The sequence below is a fragment of the Pseudomonas sp. zfem002 genome, assembly GCF_032621685.1.
GTDB classification, from domain to species: domain Bacteria; phylum Pseudomonadota; class Gammaproteobacteria; order Pseudomonadales; family Pseudomonadaceae; genus Aquipseudomonas; species Aquipseudomonas japonica.
In genome coordinates this window covers 23,565-45,816 of record NZ_JAVYJH010000021.1, presented here as the reverse complement: position 1 = coordinate 45,816, position 22,252 = coordinate 23,565, and the positions used below count along the sequence as shown (strand labels likewise).

Below are 22,252 nucleotides of genomic sequence, written 5' to 3'. Positions count from 1 at the left end.
GCCCGGCATTTGCCGGGCAAAGAGGGAGCGTTTGAAGGGGAGAGGAGGCTTATCCCCAGAGGTGCTTGCCCAGGAATGTCAGAGTGCGATCCCACGCTACCTGCGCCCATACCGCATCGTAGTGAGTCGAGGTCAAACGACCGTCGCCGGTAGCTTCTTCGTTGGCGAAGGCATGCAGTGCCAGGTACTGATAGAAGGTGTGCGGGATGCTGCTATCACGTAGCCGCTCCTCGAGCTTTTCCACGCCTTCAAGAGGGAAGAACTCGTCCTGAGTAGCCCAGTGCCCCAAAAGAGGTGCCTTGCTCTCAATGACACTCAGGGACTCCAGGGGAGGGAATCCATACCAAGCGACTCCTGCCGCGATTACGGGGTTCTTCGCCATCGACATGATGGTCAGGGCGCCGCCTATGCAGTAACCCATTACGGCGACTTTGGTAGCTTTGTCTTGCAGAAAATTTACTGCGCCGGCGATGTCCTGCTCAGCGGCATCCGCAAAGTCCAGGCCGCTCATTAGGTGGTGAGCTTCCTCGGCTTCTACCGTAGATTTACCGCGATACAGATCTGGTACCAACGCTACATAGCCTGCGGAAGGCAAGCAGTACCCCAGCATCTATCAGCACTTTTTGTGTTCTTGGTTCCGTCATGAGGCTCAGAGTGTGGCTTGTCGTTTGACGCAATCTGCCCGGAGCTTACAACGAAACCAGCGGACTAAAGAGCTTCATGCTGGCTAAGTGATACTGTGCGCCGGGAATGGCCGCATTTTTTGTGACGTGGTTCTCGTTTTTTCTCCTTCGTCGGAAGGGTCGCTGTGCTCCATGGTTCAGCAGGGTCGGCACCAAGCTGATGCTCTGAATCGCTGTCCAGGCTTGCCGACTTGTGCCGTTCGTTATCTTGTTGACACCCATTGCGACCACACATAGTCTGGCCGAATAAGTGTCTGGCACCAAAACCTCACTGAGGAAGCGAACTCTTTATCGGCAACTCAAAACTCGTCGTGGAGAGCCAGAGACCCCGAGCAAGGCCTTGAGAACCGCCGGTTGGCGGTTTTTTTCTGCCTGTTGATTTGTACAAGCTCATCGATGAGCTGCATCCAGTCCGCCGTCGCGATCCCATCGAAGCAGAGGTACTCAGGTACGATGCACAATGCTGTGGTGGCCATGATCATGGGCATAAAATCCAGTCAGGAGGCTCTCAACGGCAATGGTGAATGATGAGAATGTAGGTGCTGATCTGGCTGCCGCTGAGCTCGAAAGGCGCAGAGCGCTATGGGCTCTATCTGCACTCCAGCCTGGTGACCCAGCTGCGATGACGTTGCTCCAGAAGCTGGAGGCATATGCATGTGGCCAAGCGGATATCGATCGATCCTGCAAGCATCTTCTCTCCATGGTTATTACATCTACTCATCGTTCAGGCCGGGCGATCGTTGCTGGGCACAGCATCCCAATGCCATGGCGTGAACGGTTTGACCAAGCGAGCGTTGGTTCTACCCGCCTAGCCGCCGGGTCCTATCTGGACGACCTCAAAAAATTCGTAGATGAGTGGGAGAGAGAGATGATCCATCTCCAGGCACATCGAGACGCAGTTCGCTCTACTTGAGCATGGACAATTACGGAGGACACGCCACCTTTGATTTCGCCCAGCCTTGACTCGAAAGCACGTGAGATGCTTCCTCGAATCAACTACTACCTCGAAATCCACCGTGGTCAAGCACAGGTGAGCTTTGCTGAACACGTCCGGGCGCGGCGGCGAGAAAAGTCGGCACAGGCAAAAGCATTCACTCTGATTTACCTCGACACGAATGCTTGGAAGTGTGTCTCGGACTACCGGCTAGGCAAGGTGCTCCGGCCTGAGATGACGCTGTACGTTCAAGCCTTGGAGCAGGCTGCCGCCTCAGGGAAATTTGCTTTTCCTATAGGGGCTCCGACCTACTTTGAGCTGGACTCAATGATTGATCCATCCAGCCGAGAGTCATTGAGTGAGCTAGTGGACGAGCTTTCCCGAGGCTTCTGCACACTTCCTCAGACTGACGTAGTTGGAAGTGAGATCAAGCTCATCAGGCTGAGTCAGCTGGATGAAGCGTCGATAAGCAGTGACTTCTTGTGCAGCCCCATGGAGCTGTTGGGGATTCCGAGCATAAGCTTCACAGACTCGATGCCCTCAGGCGTTGATCAATTAGCTCTGCAAAAAGCCTTCTATGACGCGTTATCAGAACTCCCATTCTCGGTGCAGCTTGAAGCAGCCCGTATAGCCCCCGGCGAAAAATGGAACAACTCGAGGGGCATCGAAGACCTTAATGCAGGGAAGGTGGAGCACCAGGCGAAAATTCCTGACCTGATTACTGGCCGATTTGTCGAGTTACAAGGTGGCATCGAGGGTTGGTATGAGGAGAATGGCTTTGATGCTTCGCCTGCACAGATTATCTTCGAAGCCGTGCAGGCGTTGAAGTATTGGAAGGACAACCCCAGTACCAAGGCGCTTCCGACTCTTCGAATTCTGAGCTCTCTCTACGGGCTGATGAGGTTCGATTCGAACCGAAAATACAAACGTGGCGATCCCAACGACTTCATGGTGGCGGCCTCTGCACTCCCTGTGGCATCCGCTTTTTTCACTGACAGGAAGCTGGCGAACATCCTGACTGATCCGCGGATCAAGCTGGACACCCTGTTCGGCTGTGACGTTGTCAGTGGCTATGGAGAAATGGCTGAGTATCTCTCCACTATGATCAATCGCTGAGCCTGCTGGTGCCTGGTAAGCCGCTCCAGGCTGCCGCTGAATTTATGAAGCATGTGTAAGGCCGAAGCCCACGGGAAAGATCATTCAGGTGGGCAAAGCTTGGTAACCGGTTTGCCGTGCTTTGTGATCACAAAGGTCTCACCTTGCGCGACAAGCCTGAGAAGCCGCCTCCAACGCCGGCGCGCTTGGCTCATGCTGAACACTCGTTCCATCCATCCTCCTCAGCCCAGTAGCCGACGAAGCAAGCTCTCAGTTTGACTACCAGCGTGCTGGCTACACAGTTCGTCGACCTTGCTGTCTCGCCGTTCACCTTTGACCAAGCTTAGGCCGTGAAGAGCGTTGATCAATTTCTCCTGCTCAGCCACACCTTCTTGTAGTTCAAGCCACATTGAAGTCACCTGCTTCACGATCACGTCGACTGCGGTGGCATGAATCTGCGACTCAATGAGTTTGTTTCCATTCAGGGCTGTCTTCAGTTGCTGAGCTTTCTCTTCCAGCATCTGCATCTTTTCAGTCAGACGCTCGACCTGGTCAAGCGATGCAGGCACTCCGTCGATGTACGTGGTGTCGTGCTGGGCGCAGTAGATCGCCAACGAGCCATCGCCGCCACCGGTAATGTCCAGAGCAAGCACGTTACCTAGCCTCAAGGGGCGGGGCACCCAGGTATGCCCTGTACAAACTCGCCACACATCCTTCACACCTTCACGGTGATGCTTTTTGATACGGTCTCTGCCCCACAGAGCAATATCTTCGATCGCAGGATTGTCGAGTTCGGACACAAAGGTTGGCCAAGGAACTCCTGCAGGCACATCCGCGTGCACTACTCCAACAGTCCCGTTGTCGGTTTCGATTTCGATAGCTAGAGGGAGGCCCATCAGCTTGTCGATAATCATGCTCTTCGACTCGTCGGCGATCGTTTGCCACCACCCGGCACCATGGGCTGCGTAGCGAGCATCTGGATTCTCGCGGTAAGCGTCGATTAGCATCTGCTCATGGTTGCCCTGGACACAAAAAAACCAAGGCTCACCTAGCAGCTTCAGGCCGTCTAGAACGCCAGGGCCACGATCAATCAGATCCCCTACAGCGATCACTCGATCCTTGGTTTTATCGAAATCCAGCGCATGCAAACCTCGGTGAAGATCGATGGTTTTGAAGTGAATATCACCGACCACGAAATCGCGGCCATGAGGATTGTGAGACAGCTTGAAAAGCTTGGAATTCATGGGTCGGTTACGTTGCCGGGTATGTCGATAAGCCGTCTATTTTCCGCTTCTTGAGTGCCTTCGTCGAGTAAAACCAAGCCTTCAGCAACGCTTGGCGTAATGATCACAAATGGGAACATTACGGGCATTTTTATGGGCTAATGTTCCCAAAATGGGACACTATGAGTGGCCGTGATCTAACGTTTCGTTTAGGAATTTGCAGGGACGTTAGGCTAGATTGCGAGCCTGGCTCACCCAGACCCATTGGCTTGTCGCCGAAGCGCTTAAAAATGAGCATTTTATGGATCGCGAAGGCCCTTGTACTCCAGGCACCTTTGATGCTCCGGCATCACCCAGTAATGAACAAACGTTCCGACGACCGCTTCTGAGCGCCTGCAACTGGCACTAGATGCTGGCGCCATCATCGGAACATGGGTGTGGGACATTCCGGAAAACCGGGTAACCGCCGATGAGCGTTTTTTACGATCATTCGGGCTGCCGGCGGACAGGCGTATGGCCGGCATTCCGCTCGAAGAAGCATTCTCCTCCATTCACCCTGATGACCGTGATCGTGTCTCCGCCGACATCCAGGAAGCGATGAATCGTGGAGGTGCATACCGGTGTGAGTACAGGGGGCGGCAAGAAGATGGCAGCTTTCGATGGATTGAGGCGAATGGCCGCGCAGAGCTCAACTTTGAAGGCAAAGCTGTACGCTTCCCTGGGATCCGAGTCACGATGCTCTGCAGAGGCTGAGCGCGACAGGATGTCAGCCTTACTCCGAACTTTTACCGCTGCAGTGCCTGGCGTCGTCTACGCCAAAGATTTGGAAGGCCGGCTCCTTGTTGCGAACCATGGAGCAACCCAGCTCATCGGCAAGTCGCCAGAATTCTACTTGGGCAAAACCGACTTAGAGTTTCTGGAAGACAAGGCTCAGGCACGCCAGATCATGGAAACTGATCAACGCGTCATGCATGGCGGGAAGCCCGTTCAGATTGAGGAGCGTGTCGATATGCCGGACGGTACTGCAGACTGAGATCTGGTTCATTCACGGCAACCATGATAGCGATCGTCCAGCCTATTGGCACAATTTGCACGGCAACAGCCTCGCAGATCGTAGTTTGCATGGCCGGGTAGTGGAGATTGCTGGCCATCGTATAGCAGGGCTTGGTGGCACCTTCGAGTCGCAAGTCTGGCTACCAGGCAGCCCTGATACCGGTATTCAGCATTACGCAGACTACCTCGAGCGCCTGGCGCTCAGACCTCAGCACGAAGACATCGTAGCGACGAATAAGCAGCACGCGCTTTCTGCAATCTACCCAGACGACTACTTCTCGCTCTCGATGGAGAACGCGAACATCCTAGTCACTCATGAGGCTCCTAGCTGCCACCCGCACGGTTATTCAGAGATCGATGAGCTCGCCCAGGCAATGGGCGCAAAAATGGTCGTGCATGGACATCATCATGACTCTCTCAATTACAGGTCTGACTGGCCGAAGCTTGGTTTTGAGGCTCATGGCGGAGCGTTCAGATCCATCATGGCCATCGACGGTTCGGGCTCGAAGAGACCGGCTGCATCATCCCGAAGCCTTCTATCCTGAGCTTGTAGGGTAGGGGCAACCAGTTGCGTCAGGTAATCGTCGCGGAGTGGGAGGAGTGCGTGAAGGTTGGTGTGTTGATTCAGTTGCTGCAAGCGTTCGACCTTGAGATGAAAGTGCTGATGACACGCTCGGATGGGCCTGGAGGACGTTGTCGCGTGCTATGACGACCTGGTATGCCAAGGGCGGGTATGCAAGTGCGATCGATCTTGAATGGCAGGGAATGCCAATCTGCCCCCTCGCATCAGCGTTTAATGCCTTGATTACGTTGAGCGAAGGTTATGTGCCTATCGCCAATCTGGACTCGAAGAGGCCGGCTTGCTCTTCTTCAACTTGTGAGGCGTCCAAAGGCTTGATACGGCCAAGAGTACAAATGTACTCATTTGGGGGATTGCTTACTACCGAGGTGGCCGGGGAGTGCGGGCAGCCCTTTCGTTGCCACTATAGTGCTATTAACATCAGCAAATAGCCCCATATCATTGATCCAAACCAGATCGGCCGGTTGCCAAGGACTGCCCTCATGCTGCTAAACGTGTCGTTGTGTGATGTCTCCAGCTATTCCCCAGTCGCTCCAGTGGTGCTTGGGCCACTGAAGAAAATAAACCTCATCTACGGCCAAAATGGCGCGGGGAAGTCAACGATCGGTAACTATCTGCAGACCCTGGATCATCCGTCGTTCGGACGCTGCAGCATTTCAGAGCAAGCCGTAGAGCCTGATATCTGCGTTTACAACCAAGCCTTCATCGAGAAGAATTTTCATGGGGGTAGTCAGCCAGGTGTATTCACTCTCAACGAAGACAACGTTGAGGCTGAGAAATTGCTCAGGCAGTCTGAGGCCGCGATTCAAGCATTGGAAGCCGACTATCAAGCAGAAATGACGGTAGGGAAGGAGTCCAAAGCCGCTCAAGAGGCCTTGGAGCAATCCTTTAAGGACGGTATTTGGGCCCTGCGTAAGCAGGTAGAGTCGACGGCGCTAGCCTACTGTCTGCAGGGCGTCCACACCAAGGATCGCATGCTTGATAAGGTCACTAGCCTGGCGTTTTCGGAGACCCCTGACACCTTTGAGTTACTAGCAAATGAAGCGAATGAGTTGGTCAAGGCTAATGACCAGCCCATCCCCTCCATTCAGAGCGTTTCCTTCTGGGCGAAGGTGGTCGAGCAAGATTCACTGCTCCAGGAGCAGATCGTCGCTTCTGACGAGTCCTATCTCTCAGCCCTTATCCTTGCCCTGGGTAACTCCGACTGGGTGAAGCAATCTTTCGGCTACCTTGAACTAAATGCCGAGCAATGCCCGCTCTGCCAGCAAAACCTGCCCAAAAATTTCTACGACGACATCAAAAAGGTGTTCGACAAGACCTATGAGGAACGGCTCGGCCGGCTCCTAAAGCTACAGTCGCAATACAGTTCCGGAGTGGAAACGCTGGTTGCCCAAATTGACAGCGCAGACTATCCCACTCCAAAACTGGCTCAGCTGACTGCCGACCTCAAAGCGCTACTGATCGATAACCTCTCCTTGCTCGATAAGAAGGTTTCGAATCCATCTATCGTGGTCACGCTTTCCTCAAGCGACGATCTGATCGCAGACATCAATCAGCTGATTGAGGTGGAGCAGGTTCGTATAAAAGCTTTCAACGACAAGCTTCGTGAGAAGAGTAGGCATCTGGTGATGATCACCGAGCGTTTCTGGTACTGCTATCGAGACGCTTGCGATGAGCTGCTGCGAGACACGCTTCCAAAAATTGAGAAGTTCAGAGAGCTTCGCAACAAGAAGCGCGAAAGCGTGCAAGCCATGCGGGACGAAATCGTCGAGCTTCGTAAGAAGAAAGCGGAGTACACCTCGCAGACCACCAACATTGATCAGGCTGTCGAGAACATCAACCGTTGGCTAGGGTTGCTCGGATTGCAAGGCTTCGAGCTGGTTAAAGAGGAGGGCCCTATCCCTCAATACCGACTGCAGAGGGCAGGAGCGAGGGAAAAGGTATTCAATACGCTCAGTGAGGGGGAAAAGACGCTGATCTCGTTCCTCTACTTCCTAGAGGTGTGCAACGGAGAGCTGGATTCCGCGTCAAAGAAGCTCAAAAGCCAACGCATCGTCGTGATCGACGATCCAATTTCCAGCCTGTCCCACAATTACGTCTACGATGTCGCCTCGCTCATCCGCAAGCACGTACTCCTTCCGGCCAATCGCTTCAAGCAGGTCATTGTCATGACCCACAATCTGTTCTTCTACCATGAGCTCATCAAGCTGATAGAGGATGACCGGCGCGAAAACGAAATGACTTTATTCAAGGTCTCAAAGGCTGATCACAGTACCATCCAGCCTCTTCAAAGACGGGACATTCGGAATGACTACCATGCCTTCTGGCACACGATGAAGGACGCCCTCGAAGGCAAAGCTTCCCCGGCTCTGATCCCAAACATGATGAGAAACATCTTGGAATACTACTTCGGCTTCGTACAGCGTAAGGAAAAGCTCTGGAAGGTGATTGATGACCTGTCCGATGCGAACCCCGAGTTCCGAGCTCTTTACCGGTACATCAACCGCGAATCTCACTCCGACCCCGTCAATCTGGGTGAATTTGGCGGCATTGACCCTAGGCAATACCTAGATCAGTTTAAAAAGATCTTTGTCGCTACAGATTTCGAAGAGCACTACAACCTGATGATGACCTGACGCTGTGGCCTCATCCCATCAGCCTTTGACGCCAGGTTGGGGGCTACTAAAGTCTAGGGCAGATGCTTTTTTGGTGGTGGCCAATGGCCTTCTCAACAGCATCTGGCCTTGCTAGTATTGCCTTCGCAGCTACCCCCAAGGATTCTCTAGTACCGCCGCGCATTCAACGTGCACTGCTTCGCATACGGAGTGTGAAGGCGCTCAGCAGCCCGCTGAGGACGGATGGAGAAACTGATCATGAGCAATCGTGAGAAGGTAGTGCCTGTAAGGCAATACGAACGTTTCCGCCTTGGTCGTTGGGAGACGGTGTGCAAGCATCGTCGCTCGCTGCCACAGCGGTAACTTCTAACCCCCCTAGGGGGTGGCTGCCCCCTTTTTGCACGTATGTTCTGCTTGATTCAACCCACTCCTACGCCTAAATCCTGACGTGCGATAGTTATGAAATGTCTGGCTATGGGTGCGGTGTCGTGCCTACTTTATGCCGAAGCTTATGGTCAACATCATCACGCTCTGCAGCGTAAACCTACACCTATGGTGATCTATCATTTCTACACACGAGATTAATCATGAGCATTGTCGTCAGACGATCTATCAAGGGGAACCCACACAACCCTAGGAGAGGTCGCCTCCTACTACGTACAGAGTATGCTGCACCATTTTTTGATTTTCTTGAAAGCCTCGCGGTGCCCGGTTTTTCGAGAACCTTCTTTGGCAAGACTTCTGGTCGAGCAAAGCGATTCAGGCCAAGTAGTTTGGTGAGGAGCCGGCATGTAATGCTCCGAGGAAGCTGGGCCCACTATTGACGGCTCGCATGACTTATGAAGCGTGCTTGAGCACTTGATTACCAAGGGGCCCTCTGATGCCCGCCGATTTTTTTCTGCGAAGATGCGCGGCAGTGACGCTAGCAAGTGTTGGTGAAGTCGGCATAAGGCTATAGCTTTCTTCACACTTAAGAGCTAGAGATAACCTCGCTCACAAGATAGGTAAGGTATCTAGTCGATTAAGTAGGATACGGGCCATTTTTTAGGATTGATGATGCAGGACGAGCTCAGCTTTACCGATGTAATTCGGCAGATTCTTCGCCAGCACCCTGACGGGTTGACCCCTCAGCAAATCCGAGGAATTGTGAAGGTGGAGTACCCGCAACACGTTGGTACCCCTAGCCACCTGAGAAACATTGAGGCAGGCAACTACAAGGATTTGGATCATGCGGTGCTGGCGCGAATATACCTAGCCTGCAGAAGCGCTTCGGACATTTCGGCAGACAAGAGTAGAAAACCTCACCTGATGACGCTCCTGGCAGATGCGAGTTCTGCCGAAATTAAGGCTGATGATTTCATTGAGGGGGAAGATCTCGCCAAGCTGGAAGCAGATATCGGCACCCTGTACGTGCTTGCCACGGGGCTCTATACCGCTGACCAGGTTGAGATTGTCAAAATCGGTATCACCACTGGCTCGGTCGACAAACGCATCACCCAGCTTTACACAACTGGAGTGCCATTCCGCTTCACGATTCTGAGTCAACTTGAAACCACCAACTACTCCAAGCTAGAGCAGGCCTTACACTGTTTGTTCGACAAGTATCGGATCAACAAATCGCGTGAGTTCTTTACATCGCATTGTCTTCAGTTCATGCCAGAGCTAATCGCCATCCATCGTAAGATTGAGGAAGCGTGAGAAGCGGGTTTAGGTTTGAGATGTTCAAAGCGCTGGCCGGAATGTCTTGTTACGAGCCAGCCAAGAGGGGCTTGGGCGTGAGCTACTCGCAATCCTTCCTGATGATTTAGTGATTGTTACCGCTATAGACAACGTCTTAAACAGCTCAACGGGACATATGGAGGATCAGCCAATTCTGAGCGTTGCGTTCTCAAGGGCTACAGTGGATAGGCTCAACATGGAGTCGATCGATCCGTCAGATGCGATGAAAAACTTTGTTCACACCATGAGCTTTAAGAAGGGTGTTGGCTTCTCTGGAGTATCTGCTTTGGATGCTCAGCGATTCGCTGTTGAGGTGTCGACACTGATTCAGGGTGAAGCAATTTTGGCGATGATGCTCTGAGCCCAGGTAGTAAAGGGAGGGTGCTACAGGTTTGCTCAGACATAGATACCACTCTAATGGAGATATTCACGCAAGACCCTGGAGGTGCTGCGAGGAAGACTAAAGCATCGCTTCAGCTAAGTGAGGTAAGGGGGAATCTCCTCAAGATTGGTCGCACCGTTGGCAAGAAGGGTACCAACGTGTTGCGCAAAGATTGGCCGTGAAACTGGTTCAACTGCTTGTCGTGCCTGGTGCACCTGAGTAGTCCGATGCTCCGCGAGGACGATGCCATTCGAATGATCCGCGACAACGAACGCCTGATCGCCGAAAACCGCCAGCACGCCAAGGAAGCGAACCAGCATCGAGATGCTATCGATCATCTGAGGGGCGACCTAAGCATCACGAATGCAGCGACTGCACGCGCGGAAGGCGCTAAAGAGCTGCTAGCGCAACAGCTTGAAATCAAGACCAATGAGGTAAGTGAAGCTCTATCGGAGGCGACTGCGGCGCAGCGGAGGGAAGGCGATTTGATTCAGAAACTCGCAAGTGCAGAAGCTGAAATCAAGGAGTTGCGAGTGAACAGCGATGCGAGTGACCTGAAGGCGTAACGAGTTTTCCGCCCTGCTTGGGAGAGAGGGCGGCTACGAAGTGCCGCCCGGGAAATCACTGATGCTCGTTGCGCGGAAAACCAGGCGCAAGCTCTAGGTTATCAACGCCATAAAGAGCTCCAGGATTTTTCAACCAAAGCCGAAATTCCACCGGGTCGAGTGAGTGATCAGGACTGCAGTCAACCGACCATTGTCGGAGTGCATAACCCACCACAGCTGCACGTAGCCGGATTTTCAGGGTGGCGGTTTCATCCATATCGAAGTCGAGTATTGCGGTTTCTGGTCTCGAAAGATTGGGATGAGGCACAAGCTCTAGCTCCACTCGATGATTCCACTGATCATCCTCATCCATTTCCTCGTTCGGGAGGATAGCGCCCTCAATGGCACGTACAGCAGTAATGCGAGTGATCGCAAAGTCTCTGAATTGACCACTCTTCCGATCATGTCCACGCACATGCCACCTCTGGCCATTGTCAAAAAGTGCGTAGGGCACAAATTCCCGCTCACTTTTTTCGCGCATGGATTCATAGGCAATTCGCACCGCATGCTTTTGCTTAATAGCACGGCAAATGGATGCAAGGATTTCTAGTCGCGGTTTCGCAAGCTGTGGTTGGGCCAAGCAGGGTATTCCCGGCGTCCAAGTCGATGGCTCAGCATCACCAAAACCCCGGCTTACCCAGGTAAGCACTTGATCTGAAGTGAAATCAAAAATCGGCGAGAAGCAGTCGGCCGGACTGTAGGCCTTCGTACGATTATCGAATACCAAATTTTCCGGTGCTAAGCGGCGGTATAGAGCTAGATCGCGGGTGGCGGCAGCTGTCTGTAGCTCAAAACGCTGGACGATATCTTGGCGCGATACTGCCCCACAAAACCACGCCTGGAGCTCGATGAAAGCCAGTCGATCGCGCTGCTTCTGCGACAGCTGCGGAAGTTCTTCGGTCGAACTCACTGTATAAAACCTCAGTTGCAAGCTTGCGCAGGGATCGTTATCGTCCCAGCACAAGATCATTATGATCCCTTGTGGCGCTCATTTTAGCTGGTCGCTTGTAGGTGCGCCATGTGACTCCTTCCTCAGAGGTTTGCTATGTCACGTTTGCTCCGCATCGTTCTGATTGACTCTCTTTGTGCCGGCGACAAGGCCGAAGTGCTTGTTGATGCCAATACCTGCCTGACAGGTACCAATGGCATTGGTAAATCGACCTTTCTGAAGCTCATCCCACTTTTCTACGGAGCCAGTGCCGGCAGGATGGTCAAGGCGGGGACAAACACATCCAGCTTTGCCGATCACTATCTGCCGAGCTTCACTAGCTACATCGTTTTTGAGTACCTGAATCATGAGAATGTACCGCGATGTGCAGTGCTTCATCGCTCCTCCTCAGGGTACGCGTATCGCCTGATAAGCAGCCCGTGGGATGCGGAGCTCTTGTATGTGGATCAAACCATTGGTCTTTTGGTCGAGCCCAGCAGTCTACAGCGTCGTGCGGCGAATATGCGAATCGACTGTACCCCCGAGCTCACGCCTCGTGACTACCTGAGGATCATCCAATACAACACCGGCTTAGCGGATCTAGACGGCATCAATTCTGTTGACCGCAAACGAATGATCGCTGCGCTTCGACGCGCCTATTCACTAGCGCCATTCCGCCATCACTTTGGGGGCATCGACAACCTGATGTTCTCGCTTCTCGAGTCGAAAGGCACCTTCGACTCCATGAAATCGGCAATGAAAGAAATCCTCCAACAGGAGACCGGCGTAGAGGGCGTAGATCTCTCCGGAATGGATCTAGGTGCTTTTACTGGCGCGGTTGATAGCCGGGCAAGCTTCTTGATCATGGAGAGGCAAATCAGCCCCATGATTGACCGTCTCTCTGAACTGCATCCTCGGCTTGTGGCCAATGAAGGACAGCAGGGGCGACTCAAGAGGATTGCAGCTGAACAGCTAAACGAAGCTCAAAGCGCTAAGACGATCGTCTTGGAGGAGATTGGAGAGGCCCGAAAGCGCGAAATCGTGGCGACCGATACTCACAACGAAAAGAATGAAGCCCTTCAGGATCGGCTAGGGAACGCGCGTCGTGCAGAGAAGGACGCGGTGAAAGATGTCCAGGATCTGATCAATCAAAAGAAACAATTTGATCAGAGCATCGTACCTTCCTTGATGACAGACTATGCCTCAATGCCGGCGCTCGAGGAGGGCCTGCGGGCACTAGGAACAGAACACTCCATCCTCGTAGAACAAGGCCAGGGAATCCAAAACCGGTACGAGAAGCTGGAGGCCGAGCTCATTCGCTCAGTCCTGGAGCGTAAACAAAAGCGTACTCAGGAGTCTGATACACGGCAGGCAGATGTCAGGGAGAAATCCCAGGCTCAATTGGATCAGCTGGAGAGCCAGGCAGAATGTGCTCGCGAACAGCATACTCTCGAGCTTGAGGAGCACGACAAGAAACACACTGTACTGGCCACTGCACTGACAGATCTTCAGACCCGGGCAGCATTTTTGGGAAAGCTTCGGTTTTTGCCAGAGACCACAGAAGCAATCCAGAACGAGCAACGATCGATAGAGCTAATTCGGGCAGAATACGATCAGGCAACGACCGAAATCGTCGCACATGAAGCTGAGCAGCGCCGGTTCGCTCTAGACCAGCAGGCAATAGCAGGCGAACAACAGATCCTCGTCAACCGGCGGGAGGAACTGCGTAACGACGTCGAAGCGCTAAGTCGTCAACTCAACCCGGGTGAAGATACATTGCTGGCCTTTCTGCGGTCTGAGTGCCCAGCGTGGGATCAATCCATTGGCAGAGTCATTAATCCCAACCTCCTGCTACGGACTGACCTTTCGCCTTCGCGCATCCTCGAATCGTCGGGGCTTTTTGGGGTTCAGCTCGACCTCCATAGGCTTCAACCTGTAGCGGAAGCTGATAAGGAGCTAATCGAATCTTCCCTGGCAATCGCGAACCAACGCCTGATTGACATCGAGGATGAACAGCAGCTGCTCACACGAAAAACCGCCGTACTGCTGGAGCAACGTAAGCAGCACCAGTCTGTGCTTGCAGAAATCCATGGCCGACAGAACAAACACCATGAGAATCTCAAAGCACTGCAAGGCTTGATCGCCACATTAGAGGAAGAGGGCCAAGGCAAGATCGCTCAGGAGCGAGTCGAATGCTCCCACGCGACGGCTGAAGCTTCGCGCTGTCTCAGTATCCACGTCGCCCAGCGTCAAGAGCTGAGAAACTCGCAGCTGCAGCACCTTGCTAATCTCAAAGGCATCATGCAGGAAGTCAGGCAAGAAGCGTTGGCTCAACTGGGGGAAATTGAGCGCTTGAAGGTTGCTGCTCTCGGTGCGCTTGACCAAGAGCAAAGCGACAAGCTTCATGCCTACACCTCTGCCCGAATGCATGAGCTCACAGAAGCTGGGGTTGATGGTAATGCCATCACAAAGCTTGAGGCAGAGATCGATGGTATCAAGACGAAGCTCGCGACGCTTAATGATCATCTGTCCGACATCCGCAGCTATCAACTGTGGCTCAGAGATGACCTTCCCAAACTCCCCACACTTGAGGCGGCACGCCTCCAGGCTTCAGAAGTCACCAGCCGTATAGTGGATGAGGCCCGGGTACTTCAAGAATCAAGGAGTGAGCAAGTGAGGGCCTTCAAAGCAGCCCAAGCAGTGCTTGCCGAGCGCCAGTCTGTCGTTGAATCGAAGCTATTGATCCTGACATCGGTGTTGAAGCGCCTTGAGAACACTCCTGTAGTGAATTCTGACCTGGATAGCTTGCGGAAACTCACCCCTGCCGACATTGAAGGCGAGGTAGGGCGGCTACAGCGTGATGCGAATAGCCATCGGGATGAGGGCCGCAGCCTTTTCAGACAGATCGAGATGGGCATTATGGCTGGCCCGCGTGACACTGCCGAATATGACGCGATTCAAGATATCGCTATGCGAGCACGTCAGGCGGATGCTACTGGAGAGCGCGCATGGTTCCATGCCACGCCTGAACTGCAGATTTACATGGCAGAGGGTCACGACGTGCAGCGCAGCAAGCTGATCACGCGTGTCAGGACACTCTGCACACAGGTCTCCGAAAACCAATCAGTCCTCAATGGCCTCCATCGTGCCATTCAGGATCTCGGGCGGAAGGCGACCAAGAAAGTGACCGAAGTGCTGGCAGCATTTCCTCAGTTCACTAACTTCGAGTTCCGCGTGGTTTCCCGAATTCACGACATCAGCGCTTGGGACGAAATCGATGGATTGGTGGAGCAATACAATCGCTGGCGCGTTAAGCCAGCTGGTGAGATTCCCACAGATGCGCTCAACGAGCGATTGATGGCCATGCAGCGCCGTATGAAAGCCGGCGGCTTGCTCTCAACAAAGCTTGCAGACTGTTTCGACGTATCCTTGAGCTGGATGGTCAATGGCGCTCAGAGGGTCGCCTTCAACACTGCAGACCTTGGCGATGGACTCAGTACAGGCCAGCTCAAAATCATCGTCGGAATGATATACCAGGCCCTCTTCGAGCTCATTCGCCGTGACGCTGACTTCGACCTGCTCCTGCCTATTGATGAGGCGCTGGAGCTTGATGTGAACAACGCATATACCTTGCTCAAATACTTCAACGCTCGAAATTCCCAGCTGATGCTTGGTTTCCCTGGCGGTGCACCTGAGCTTATCCGTCACTTCACGCACCTTTACGCACTTGATCGTCGACCTTCTGGAGCCGTCTACGTCAAGCAGTATCAAGCCCCGGAAACTGACAGGCTCGCGGAGCTGAATGACGAGCTTGAGCTCGATGACGAGATGGAGGCATTAGCATGAGAGAAGTCCTCGAACATCTCCTGGCTGGTCGCTTCATTTGTCGCTACTCGGCCCCAGAACTCTACAGCGAGCTGTGTAGCGCCAGTTATGCACGTGCGATCGAGCAGGCGTTACAGCCATTGGGTAGGACGCTTGGTTGGCTGGGTAGCGTGGAGCAACCGAGTGCGTTCTTTTCACGCTTCGTGAACCTCTCCAATGCCAATGATCGCGCCGCAGCTTCGGAAGAGTTCAAGCATATCCGTGAAGCCATCTGGCCAGTGGTTGAATTCATTCAGCTATGTGCCCGGGCTGGTCGAGGTGACGCATGCTTGGCTCCTGGGGAGGAGGTGCATACCGCGGAAATCCTGACACAGGTTGAGAGCAGCTCGATATGCGCAGACCAATTGCGTGACCTTGCTGGTCATACCTTCTTCCGCAAGTCCAAGCGCGGTGAGAGCCACAGTGAGAAGCTGTCAGTCGTGCTCAAGACCATGGAGGAGCAAGGTTTTCTGGTTCGAAAAGGGGCCGCATCATCCATTTATGTCGCTACGGGCAAAATGGCTTACCTCTATCGGGCGATGTCTTGGATCGTCGAACACCAGAAATTGGTACCTGATGATGAGAGCGATGCAGCGAGCGATACACAGAGCGAGTTAATCCTGTGAGAGCAGAAGATTGGGCAACATTAGGTAAGCATCTGGTGGCTAACGCCGCAACGCTAGAGTCCATTGTCCAGGCGGATGAGGAGGGCGCTAGCAAGCCAGAAATTATGACCCAAGGCATTATGTGGCTGATCAAGCAGCATCTGGTCGATGAGTTTGAAGGCGCCCTTCATCCCTCATCGCTCCTGATTGACCTTGGTGTGCGGATCAGCTCGCAGCGCTTCGAGCTCTCGGCGCCTGATCTTGAGGAGTTGTTGGTCAAGATTGAGCAGGCTTGTGAACGCTATCAATCTGCGAAGGACATATCGCTAGCTGAGGCTGAAAAAGAGCAGCGATCAATCTGGCTGGCAGTGCGCCAAGTCGTGACACACCTACGGGATGAGCATCGCGCAACAACCGAATTCATCGAAGGCCGATACGGCTTTTCTCCTCGGTTCGAAGACCGCCTTCGAGATATCCGGCATGCCGTGGAGCGACTGGAGCGTTTAGCTGACAAGCTGGATTCTTTTGAATACAAGAAGCTTTGGAGCTGGTGCCAGAGTGACAGGACGCTGCGTCGCCTGCTGCTGACTACCCTCCATAGCGCAATCATGAGACAACGCACGCGGCTGGGTGACTTGATCACCAGGCTCGACCAATTGGGGGTGACAGTAAGAAAGCGTAACCGCATGCGCCAAGTCGTACTGGCAGTTGAGAGCTGGCTTCAGGCCGGCAACCTGCCGGAGCTGGACGGCATTTTAGATCGGGCAGATGCCGCGGAATGGGCATGCGCTTCGCCGTTGTCCCTCGGAGGCTACCTTCATCCTCCGGTAGAGGACTCGCAAGCGATCGACGACATGGCGCTACTCATCCATTCGCTACCTGCCCCCAGGGTGCGGAAGGCTGTCGACGATCTTGCGTCTAGACCAGCTACGCGCGTAGTTCCAACGGAGCTTGAGCTTGTGGAAGCCCCGATTCCATTTGCTCAACCACATTTGGAGGCAATGCTTGCGACATTGAAGGAGCACCGCACACCTCAGAGCGCCAGCCGCTACTGGGAAGGTAATGCTGATCGAGAGTACGGGGTGAACGTATGGCTGTACGCGCTGGATGCCTACTATCGAAACCTTGTGGTCGTTGCGGAAAAGACTGAAAAGCCACTGCGATACGTGCTCGAACCCGTAGCTGAGCCCATGCCGAGGGGTATCGCGAACCAGGTAGTGACTGACCTAACCCTACGTATCAAGAGACGCGGCGAATGAGTGATCACAGCGTTTTACGCAGCAAGCGAAGCATTGAGATGATCAGCACACTTGTGCGCATGGGGCATGACAGTGTTGACTTGGGCAAGCTATGGACGACGATTCATCAACACTACGGAGTCGGTGAGATCAGTGGTAGCAAGCTATTGCTGAGCCCTGCTGATCGCCAGGCACTCAGGAACCTGCTGATCGATAAAGCTAAGTGGGATCCACTTGAGGCAAGGAAAGTTGAAGGCTCAAGGATAGAACTGGCCGGCCGCTCTCGGGTAGAGAAGGCATCTAACGAGGTCATCGGCCGAAACCTGGTACTGGTTAGCAACCCAGAGGGTAAGGTCGTTTTGGCTAAGCGCCAGTATGAGATCCCTGAAGGTGGCTCACTGGCCATCCCTGCAGATCTTGTAGCTGGGCTCGATTGTTTCATCATGGTTGAGAACCTTGAAGTTCTCCTACAAGCACACCTCTATCAAATGCCTACAGATCTCGCGGGAGCCCCGTGGGTGTTTAGAGGGTCGCCACAGTTTTCAATCGCAACTGCTGCTGCCTTGGCGAAGCTAACCCCGCGTGTCTATTACTTTCCGGATACCGATCCTCAGGGGTTGGCCAATAGCTTGAATGCCGCCAGTTGCTGTGGAGTCATAAGCTGCACAATCGCCGCTCTCAGTGAGCTCCGATCGAGAGGCTTGGATAAACCACATGATTATATGAACCAGCTCCGGGTGATGGACGGCCTGCTCAAAACAGGCCATCCGTTGGCATCGGTGCTATCCGAGCTTCGAACTGGATTCAGTCAGGAGTCGATGGCACGACAGCCGCTACAGGTCTGGCGTCATTAGATACTCTTCAGGGCTAACGTCTGAGCCATCGTTGGTGCAAATCACTCCTGCAGATCGAATGTCGCCCTCCTTGAGTGAAGGCGATATGGCATCATCGTGCATGTCGCTCTGCCAGCTGGATGCGAGCCCTGGATCAGTTATGCCTTGGCGCCACTCCATTTTTAGGTTAGGAAAGGATCTTCATGTACCTACGCACCCTAGACATTAAGGGCTTCAAGTGTTTTGGCGCGCCGTTCACGATCGAATTTCACGACGGTCTCAACGTCCTGGTGGGCGAGAACGGAGCCGGAAAAACAGGTGTGATTGCTGCGGTTCGCCAACTTTTCAATGACTCAGAGTCTGGCAAACGGCTGATCAACGAACGAGACTTTCACCGGGGATTCGATGAGGCTGCAGTAGCAGCTCAATCGATCGAGATCCAAGCTACCTTTTCTGACCTGGATCAAGATGACGCCGTCGCGTTCCGCGACTGGTGCGGCACAGGCGACGAGGCGAAGCTCACATTTACTGCCCTCAACATGGAATCCCGCGGCCGATTTAAAACCAATCTCTATGGCGGCGAAATGCGAGGCGCAGCGCTAGAAGGTGAGACCCTCGACCTCATTCATTGCATTTACCTGCCGCCGCTACGTGATGCAGAGACAAAGCTTAGGGATGGGCGCCAATCTCGTCTAGCCCGGCTGTTAAAAGCGCTGTGCCGCAAAGAGCTCGATGTAGCGAGGCGGGAGGGGAAACCTCACCCCTTGGAGGAGCGTGTCGGTGCGTTCAACCAGGAGCTTTCTGAGAGCGATAAATACGCTATAAGGCAGGCCAACGAGCGCATTGGCAATAGTCTTAGGGCTGCGTTGGGAATGCACCTATCTCAGAGCACGCTGATCCAATTCTCGGAGGTGAGCTTCTCTCGCATTGTTGAAGGCTTGCGGCTGCTCTACTTCCCAAACCTGTCGAAAGCCGAGGCTACTCAATTCCGGGCGCTGGAAGAAAACAGCCTGGGTTACAACAATCTGCTGTATATCGCTTCCATCTTGGCAGAGCTGACCTTGGAAGTGGAGGAGGAGCGGGGAGAGGAAACCTACCTGCGGCTCCTGCTGATTGAAGAGCCCGAAGCCCATTTGCACCCCCAGTTGCAAATTCGCCTTCTTAAGCATCTGAGCACCATGGCTAAGGACAAGGGCATTCAGGTGATCATTACCACCCACTCCACGGTCATTTCAGCAGCCGTATCGGTTGATGAAATCATTCATCTCTCCAATGCCGGCGCCCCTATCGCGATTCCTCTGCGAACGTGTGGACTTCCCGAGCCCAGCAGACAGTTCATTGACCGCTGGCTTGATGTCACCAAGTCCAACCTGCTTTTCTCAAAAGGCTCCATTCTCGTTGAGGGAATCGCTGAGGCGATGGTGATCCCTGAGCTAGCCAAACGAGTGCTCGCCGAGTACGGCGAGGGTATGAACACCCTTGAGGACTACGGAGTCTCCGTCATCAATCTAGGAGGCATCTACTTCAAACACTTCATGCAGCTGTTCTGCGATGTGAGTGATGAGAGCACAGGAGAAAATTTGCCGGTACGCTGTGCTGGCCTGACCGATAAAGACCCGCCCAAGACAATCAAGGTTGACGGCAACGGTGACAAGAAAATTTCGATTGACTATGTACCGCATGACGACGATCTGAGGGAGGGAGAAAACCATGCGCTTGCTCTGACTGCCAAAATTGGTCAATCGCAGTTCGGACGGCTTTACGCAGGTAAATACAAAACCTTTGAATACGACATTGCCATGGAAGGCTCGAACCTAAAAATGATGCTCACCATCGCCGCCAAACTCTGGCCTGCGCAGGAAGGAACGGTGGCTCCCGAGCTTCGAGAGAGAGCGAAGCTAGATTTTGGTGTTATGAAGAGTCCAGAGCGAGCTGGCCACGCCATAGAGCTGCTTAACCGTATCGACTCCACAAGTATCGGCAAAGGGATCTTCGCTCAGGCTTTCGCCGATGCACTGGAAAAGCAAGATGGTGACTTCGTTGTACCAGCTTACATCCGTGATGCCATTCTCTGGGCGTGCGGGCTCGATGAAGCACCTGCGAAATGATCAGCCTGACAGATGAGCAGAAAGCCTACATCGGCGCGCCTTTAGATCGGCATATATACCTCAAAGCTTGCCCTGGCAGCGGCAAGACAGAGGTTGTCGCTGCCATGGTAGCTAAGGTCGTCGAGGAATGGACTCGTTTCCCTGCTGGAATAGCGGTTTTGACGTTCTCAAACAGCGCAACGCACGAGGTGAAGGATAGATTGGTGCGATATCTAGGGGAACCGTTAGGCTTCCCGCACCTAGTCTCGACCTTCGACAGCTTTGTTCATTCACGAATGGTCGCAAACATCGCAAGTGAGGTTACTGGTTATCCTGGGAAAGAGGGGGATAGCCGGATCAGGATCTTGGAAAACAAAGCGGACATCTTCCACACACGAACAAAAATTTGTGGTCGCACAATCTCTGCCTGCAAGTACAGCTATGACCTGCATAGTCGAAAATTCACGTTCTCGACTGGCGTACGTACAAGGGATACGCAGCTCAACGCTGAGGTGCTCAGCCAAGTCTCTCAAGACGACTTGATTGAGACGAAGAAACGCTTTTGGGCTGCTGGCTTTGCAACCTACAGAGATGTGGATGTGATAGCGCTGAGGGCCTTTCAGCGGCCTACGCTGGCAGGCTATTTCCAGCGGCTGGCGAAGCGCTTTCCACTCGTCATTGTCGATGAGTGCCAAGACCTATCGGCAGAGCAGTTAGCAATAGTGCGCAAGCTACACTCACTAGGTGTCAAGTTCCATTTCGTGGGCGATTTGAACCAGTCGATCTACGGGTTCAGAAAATCCAATCCAGAAAATGTGAGGGCACTCCTAACTGAGCTTGGTTTTGCAGAGTTACCTCTCACCGCCAATTGGCGAAGCGGGCAACCCATAGTGGATCTGTGTAGCGACTTGCTGCGGATTGATCGAATCGTCGGCAATCCCGCTATCGCCCCCATTAAGCCGCTTCTGCTTCAGTATTCAAAATGCCCTTCAGAGCTGTTGCCGAGAATCATCGAGCTCACGAAGGGGCACAAGGAGGTTGTCGTTGTAGCTCGTGGGCATAGTACGCTCCAGCGGTTTCGAAAAGGTGACGATTTCAAAAGAGTTGAGATACTGGCTCTCGCATGCGTATCTGCCGAAAGCGGTAGCAACGCAGAGCTAAACGTCGCGGTTGGCCTATTTGCTGAATGGCTGGCAGATAAGCTCTCCCTCCAAGTAACAAAGGCGGGGCCGCATTGTCCGGTCGAGGTCGAGTCCAAGCTTGCTTGGCGGAAATTCATTCATGAGTGTTTGAAACACCTATTGAGCGCAGGTGCTGGCAACCTGGAGCTTACATGGAAGCAATGGGCAGCTCTGACCAAGCGTGCCCTGCAGGCTCTACCAGACCAGCCGTTTGTACTAGCTGAGATAAAATCTGAGCTTGACCCTCTGAGAGGACTAATCCTTAGAGCCCCCGACAATCAAGGAGACACTGCGTTGAGCGTGCGACTTGGCAAGGGCGTAGCTGAGCAAGCCGTTGTTGACGCTTTGCGATATGAGACCATCCACCAGGTCAAGGGAGAAACCCATGATGCAACAGTGGTCGTGTCGTCACTTCAGAAGGGTAGGCATCTTTCCAATTGGCAAGAGTGGCTTGCCGATCCAAAATCCGAGGGTGCGCGATTTGCGTACGTAGCTAGCTCTCGTCCGCGCCATGTGCTCATTTGGGCAGTAAAAAAGCTCAAAGCTGCAGACAAAGAGATGCTAACTCAACTGGGGTTTGAACTCGCTTGAAGTCAAAGCGATCCTACAGCGATTACCTCGCAGACC

The 22,252-nt window shown here is 53.5% G+C and carries 17 protein-coding genes and 1 pseudogene; 13 read left to right on the top strand and 5 right to left on the bottom strand.

Features of this window, described 5'->3' with window-relative positions; all coding sequences use genetic code 11:
- Positions 1-49 precede the first annotated feature (49 nt).
- Together RTI28_RS21810 and RTI28_RS21805 are read right to left on the bottom strand one after the other, a co-directional pair.
- Positions 50-610, bottom strand: a complete 561-nt coding sequence (locus tag RTI28_RS21810) for a dienelactone hydrolase family protein (RefSeq protein ID WP_316922358.1) — start codon at positions 608-610, stop codon at positions 50-52.
- A 372-nt stretch (positions 611-982) separates the two neighbouring features.
- Entirely contained in the window at positions 983-1,165 is a 183-nt protein-coding gene (locus RTI28_RS21805) for a hypothetical protein (protein ID WP_316922357.1), read from the bottom strand.
- Between the two features lie 461 nt (positions 1,166-1,626).
- On the opposite strand from RTI28_RS21805, the gene RTI28_RS21800 reads away from it, so the two are divergent.
- Positions 1,627-2,733, top strand: a complete 1,107-nt coding sequence (locus RTI28_RS21800; protein ID WP_316922356.1) for a hypothetical protein — start codon at positions 1,627-1,629, stop codon at positions 2,731-2,733.
- Positions 2,734-2,813: 80 nt separating this feature from the next.
- Here the strand turns inward: RTI28_RS21800 and RTI28_RS21795 are convergent, their stop codons facing one another.
- Positions 2,814-2,927, bottom strand: a complete 114-nt coding sequence (locus RTI28_RS21795) for a type II toxin-antitoxin system Phd/YefM family antitoxin (RefSeq protein ID WP_235200660.1) — start codon at positions 2,925-2,927, stop codon at positions 2,814-2,816.
- Positions 2,928-2,954: 27 nt separating this feature from the next.
- Positions 2,955-3,956, bottom strand: a complete 1,002-nt coding sequence (locus RTI28_RS21790; protein ID WP_316922354.1) for a metallophosphoesterase — start codon at positions 3,954-3,956, stop codon at positions 2,955-2,957.
- 280 nt (positions 3,957-4,236) lie between these two features.
- Between RTI28_RS21790 and RTI28_RS21785 the strand changes: the two are divergent.
- The 6 genes and pseudogenes from RTI28_RS21785 to RTI28_RS21760 form a co-directional block, all read left to right on the top strand.
- Positions 4,237-4,962 (top strand): annotated as a pseudogene (locus tag RTI28_RS21785) (PAS domain-containing protein); the annotation flags it as partial.
- Positions 4,907-5,533 carry a metallophosphoesterase gene (locus RTI28_RS21780; protein WP_316922353.1) on the top strand — a complete coding sequence of 209 codons (627 nt, stop codon included), beginning with the start codon at positions 4,907-4,909 and terminating at the stop codon, positions 5,531-5,533. The pseudogene RTI28_RS21785 and the gene RTI28_RS21780, both read left to right, overlap by 56 nt.
- A 517-nt stretch (positions 5,534-6,050) precedes the next feature.
- The gene (locus tag RTI28_RS21775) at positions 6,051-8,204 is read left to right on the top strand and encodes an AAA family ATPase (protein ID WP_316922352.1); all 2,154 of its coding nucleotides are present in this window, start codon (positions 6,051-6,053) and stop codon (positions 8,202-8,204) included.
- Positions 8,205-9,239: 1,035 nt separating this feature from the next.
- Positions 9,240-9,881 (top strand): GIY-YIG nuclease family protein, encoded by a 642-nt coding sequence (locus RTI28_RS21770; protein WP_316922351.1) that lies wholly within the window; start codon positions 9,240-9,242, stop codon positions 9,879-9,881.
- Between the two features lie 217 nt (positions 9,882-10,098).
- A complete protein-coding gene (locus RTI28_RS21765; RefSeq protein ID WP_316922350.1) occupies positions 10,099-10,263 on the top strand; it encodes a hypothetical protein in 165 nt (54 codons plus the stop codon).
- Between the two features lie 248 nt (positions 10,264-10,511).
- Positions 10,512-10,850, top strand: a complete 339-nt coding sequence (locus tag RTI28_RS21760) for a hypothetical protein (RefSeq protein WP_316922349.1) — start codon at positions 10,512-10,514, stop codon at positions 10,848-10,850.
- Between the two features lie 55 nt (positions 10,851-10,905).
- Here RTI28_RS21760 and RTI28_RS21755 read toward each other — a convergent pair whose 3' ends face one another.
- Positions 10,906-11,799 (bottom strand): WYL domain-containing protein, encoded by an 894-nt coding sequence (locus RTI28_RS21755; protein WP_316922348.1) that lies wholly within the window; start codon positions 11,797-11,799, stop codon positions 10,906-10,908.
- A gap of 135 nt (positions 11,800-11,934) precedes the next feature.
- Here RTI28_RS21755 and RTI28_RS21750 point away from each other — a divergent pair, with 135 nt between their 5' ends.
- The 6 genes from RTI28_RS21750 (at position 11,935) to RTI28_RS21725 (ending at position 22,216) form a co-directional block, all read left to right on the top strand.
- A complete protein-coding gene (locus RTI28_RS21750) occupies positions 11,935-15,663 on the top strand; it encodes an ATP-binding protein (protein WP_316922347.1) in 3,729 nt (1,242 codons plus the stop codon).
- Positions 15,660-16,307: a hypothetical protein gene (locus tag RTI28_RS21745; RefSeq protein WP_316922346.1), complete on the top strand. Its 648-nt coding sequence runs from the start codon at positions 15,660-15,662 to the stop codon at positions 16,305-16,307. Before RTI28_RS21750 ends, RTI28_RS21745 begins: the two co-directional genes overlap by 4 nt.
- The gene (locus RTI28_RS21740; RefSeq protein WP_316922345.1) at positions 16,304-17,545 is read left to right on the top strand and encodes a hypothetical protein; all 1,242 of its coding nucleotides are present in this window, start codon (positions 16,304-16,306) and stop codon (positions 17,543-17,545) included. The genes RTI28_RS21745 and RTI28_RS21740 overlap by 4 nt, the downstream gene beginning before the upstream one ends.
- Positions 17,542-18,378: a hypothetical protein gene (locus RTI28_RS21735; RefSeq protein WP_316922344.1), complete on the top strand. Its 837-nt coding sequence runs from the start codon at positions 17,542-17,544 to the stop codon at positions 18,376-18,378. The genes RTI28_RS21740 and RTI28_RS21735 overlap by 4 nt, the downstream gene beginning before the upstream one ends.
- A gap of 182 nt (positions 18,379-18,560) precedes the next feature.
- The gene (locus tag RTI28_RS21730) at positions 18,561-20,465 is read left to right on the top strand and encodes an ATP-dependent nuclease (RefSeq protein WP_316922343.1); all 1,905 of its coding nucleotides are present in this window, start codon (positions 18,561-18,563) and stop codon (positions 20,463-20,465) included.
- On the top strand, positions 20,465-22,216 hold the full coding sequence (locus RTI28_RS21725) for a UvrD-helicase domain-containing protein (protein WP_316922470.1): 1,752 nt from the start codon (positions 20,465-20,467) through the stop codon (positions 22,214-22,216). The genes RTI28_RS21730 and RTI28_RS21725 overlap by 1 nt, the downstream gene beginning before the upstream one ends.
- The last annotated feature ends 36 nt before the right edge of the window (positions 22,217-22,252 follow it).

Bases quoted from the DNA above. Each gene is read 5' to 3' on its own strand.
- RTI28_RS21810 (WP_316922358.1), bottom strand. From the start codon at position 610: ATGCTGGGGTACTGCTTGCCTTCCGCAGGCTATGTAGCGTTGGTACCA.
- RTI28_RS21805 (WP_316922357.1), bottom strand. From the start codon at position 1,165: ATGATCATGGCCACCACAGCATTGTGCATCGTACCTGAGTACCTCTGC.
- RTI28_RS21795 (WP_235200660.1), bottom strand. From the start codon at position 2,927: ATGAGCCAAGCGCGCCGGCGTTGGAGGCGGCTTCTCAGGCTTGTCGCG.
- RTI28_RS21790 (WP_316922354.1), bottom strand. From the start codon at position 3,956: ATGAATTCCAAGCTTTTCAAGCTGTCTCACAATCCTCATGGCCGCGAT.
- RTI28_RS21780 (WP_316922353.1), top strand. From the start codon at position 4,907: ATGGCGGGAAGCCCGTTCAGATTGAGGAGCGTGTCGATATGCCGGACG.
- RTI28_RS21775 (WP_316922352.1), top strand. From the start codon at position 6,051: ATGCTGCTAAACGTGTCGTTGTGTGATGTCTCCAGCTATTCCCCAGTC.
- RTI28_RS21770 (WP_316922351.1), top strand. From the start codon at position 9,240: ATGCAGGACGAGCTCAGCTTTACCGATGTAATTCGGCAGATTCTTCGC.
- RTI28_RS21765 (WP_316922350.1), top strand. From the start codon at position 10,099: ATGGAGTCGATCGATCCGTCAGATGCGATGAAAAACTTTGTTCACACC.
- RTI28_RS21760 (WP_316922349.1), top strand. From the start codon at position 10,512: ATGCTCCGCGAGGACGATGCCATTCGAATGATCCGCGACAACGAACGC.
- RTI28_RS21750 (WP_316922347.1), top strand. From the start codon at position 11,935: ATGTCACGTTTGCTCCGCATCGTTCTGATTGACTCTCTTTGTGCCGGC.
- RTI28_RS21745 (WP_316922346.1), top strand. From the start codon at position 15,660: ATGAGAGAAGTCCTCGAACATCTCCTGGCTGGTCGCTTCATTTGTCGC.
- RTI28_RS21735 (WP_316922344.1), top strand. From the start codon at position 17,542: ATGAGTGATCACAGCGTTTTACGCAGCAAGCGAAGCATTGAGATGATC.
- RTI28_RS21730 (WP_316922343.1), top strand. From the start codon at position 18,561: ATGTACCTACGCACCCTAGACATTAAGGGCTTCAAGTGTTTTGGCGCG.